Here is a 2,083-nt window from a genome sequence, read left to right as displayed (position 1 = left end):
GCCGAGCGCGGCCGACGGTTCGACGACGAGGCCAGCGTGGTCGAGGAGCATCCGCATACCGGCGATGATCGACGCCTTCTGGACCAGGACAACGTCGTCAGCGACCAGGAAGAGGACCGGGACGCCGTCATGCGGCGGTCTGGCGGGCGTCGCGGTGGGCCTGGGCCGCGACCATCAGGACGTCGAGCGCGTCGCGGGTGCGCAGCAGGTCCTCGATGTGGGCGGAGAGCCGGTCGCGCTCCTTGGCCATGCGCTCCATCGCGGCGTCAGAGTTCTCGTCGCTGGGCGAGTCGAGGCACGGCAGCAGTTCGATGATGGTGCGGCTGGACAGCCCGGCCGCGTACAGGCGCTGGATGAAGGCGACCCGCTCGACATCGTCCTGCGTGTAGTGCCGCTGCCCGCCGGCGCTGCGGGTGCTGGTGAGCAGCCCCTGCTCTTCGTAGTAGCGCAGCGAACGAACACTGACTCCGGCCCGCGCCGCGAGTTCGCCGATCCGCATCTCACCCTCCCGACTGTGATCCCGGCCCCGCGACTTGCCTCTCACATTGATGTCAGGTTTTAGCGTACCGATCGGGCCCGCCGTTCCGGGGCCTTGACCAGTCCGAAGGAGCTCCGGCATGACCACGCTGTTCGACCGCTACCGCCTCGGCGGTCTGGAACTGCCCAACCGTGTCGTGATGGCACCGATGACCCGGGTCCGGGCCGCGGCCGGGAGCCTCGCGACCCCGTCCATGGCGGTCTACTACGTCCAGCGGGCCACCGCCGGGTTGATCGTCAGCGAGGGGGTGCAGCCCAGCCTGGTCGGGCAGTCCAACCCGGGCACCCCGGGCCTGTACACCGACGAGCAGGTGGCCGCCTGGCGGCCCGTCACCGACGCCGTGCACGCCAACGGCGGGCGCATCTTCGCTCAGATCATGCACGGCGGCCGGGTCTCGCACCCCGACACCACCGGTCTCCAGCCGGTCGGACCGTCCGCCGTCGCCGCCGTGGGCGACGTGTTCACCCCGACCGGGCCGCAACCCGCACCGGTCCCCCGCGCCCTGGACACCTCCGAAGTGCCCGAGCAGGCCCGCTCGTACGCCGAGGCCGCCCGGCGCGCCGTCGACGCCGGGTTCGACGGCGTCGAACTGCACGGCGCGAACGGCTACCTGATCTCGCAGTTCCTGTCGTCCAACGCCAACCTGCGCACCGACTCCTACGGCGGCCCGATCGCCCACCGCATCCGCTTCGCCGTCGAGGCGGTCACCGCCACGGTGGACTCCGTGGGCTCGGCCCGCACCGCGATCAGGCTCTCACCCGGCGGCGCCTTCTGGGGCGTCGAGGAAACCGAGGTGCCGGAGCTGTACGCGGCCCTGCTCGCCGAACTCGCCCGCTTCGACCTCACCTACGTGCACCTCGAGGCGACTGCCGAGGAGGAGGTGCTGGTCGAGCTGCGCCGCGCGTGGCCGAGCAGCCTGATCATGAACCCGGTGATCCCGATGGGCCCGAAGCAGGCCGACCGGACCGCCGCCGACCACTGGCTCGGCCTGGGCGCGGATCTGATCAGCTTTGGCCACGCCTTCATCGCCAACCCCGACCTGGTGGAACGGCTCCGCACCGGCCTGCCGGTCACGCCCGCCGACACGGCCACGTACTACCAGGGCGGCGACGCTGGCTATCTCACCTACCCGGCGTACCAGTACACCGCCTGACCGGAGCAAGCGGACAAACGGGCGGAGGGGCGGAACAGTCCGGCTCTGCATCGAGACGCGAAGGATGAGAAAGAACGATGAATTCGCTCCAGGACAAGGACGCCACCACCGCAGACACGGAGCCGTCTGTCCAGACGGCCATCATCATTGCCGGCCGGGTCTTCGTCCCTGCCGGTGACGTCGAGACGTTCATCACCGAGGCGCAGGCGACGTACCCGGTCGCCGCAGCGAACCCGGGAAACGTGCTGATCTCGTTCTGCGTGGAGGACGCAGCGACCGGAACCGTCACGGTGCTCGAGCAATGGACGTCCCAGGAGGCGCTCGATCGGCACCTGGCCACACCGGAGGTCATGGCGCTCTTCGCCAAGTGGAGCCCACACATGCGCAATGAG

Annotated in this window: 3 protein-coding genes; 2 read left to right on the top strand and 1 reads right to left on the bottom strand. The window is 70.0% G+C overall.

All coding sequences use genetic code 11. From position 1 onward, the window contains the following. Positions 1 to 127: 127 nt before the first annotated feature. Complete coding sequence (locus G6R25_RS23660) at positions 128 to 499, bottom strand: MerR family transcriptional regulator (RefSeq protein WP_163554622.1); 372 nt, start codon at positions 497 to 499, stop codon at positions 128 to 130. A 118-nt stretch (positions 500 to 617) separates the two neighbouring features. Here G6R25_RS23660 and G6R25_RS23655 point away from each other — a divergent pair, with 118 nt between their 5' ends. Beyond that, positions 618 to 1,691: an alkene reductase gene (locus G6R25_RS23655; protein WP_163554621.1), complete on the top strand. Its 1,074-nt coding sequence runs from the start codon at positions 618 to 620 to the stop codon at positions 1,689 to 1,691. Between the two features lie 77 nt (positions 1,692 to 1,768). After that, positions 1,769 to 2,083, top strand: a 315-nt coding sequence (locus G6R25_RS23650) for a putative quinol monooxygenase (RefSeq protein WP_205447418.1), incomplete at its 3' end; no start/stop codon positions are given.

Origin of the sequence: Candidatus Frankia alpina, from assembly GCF_902806485.1 — a bacterium.
In the GTDB taxonomy this organism is placed as follows: Bacteria; Actinomycetota; Actinomycetes; order Frankiales; family Frankiaceae; genus Frankia; species Frankia alpina.
Note: the sequence above shows the minus strand (reverse complement) of the source record. Positions and strands in the feature narration are given on the sequence as shown.

Excerpts from the sequence above, each read along its gene's own strand:
- G6R25_RS23660 (WP_163554622.1), bottom strand. The coding sequence starts at position 499 with ATGCGGATCGGCGAACTCGCGGCGCGGGCCGGAGTCAGTGTTCGTTCG.
- G6R25_RS23655 (WP_163554621.1), top strand. The coding sequence starts at position 618 with ATGACCACGCTGTTCGACCGCTACCGCCTCGGCGGTCTGGAACTGCCC.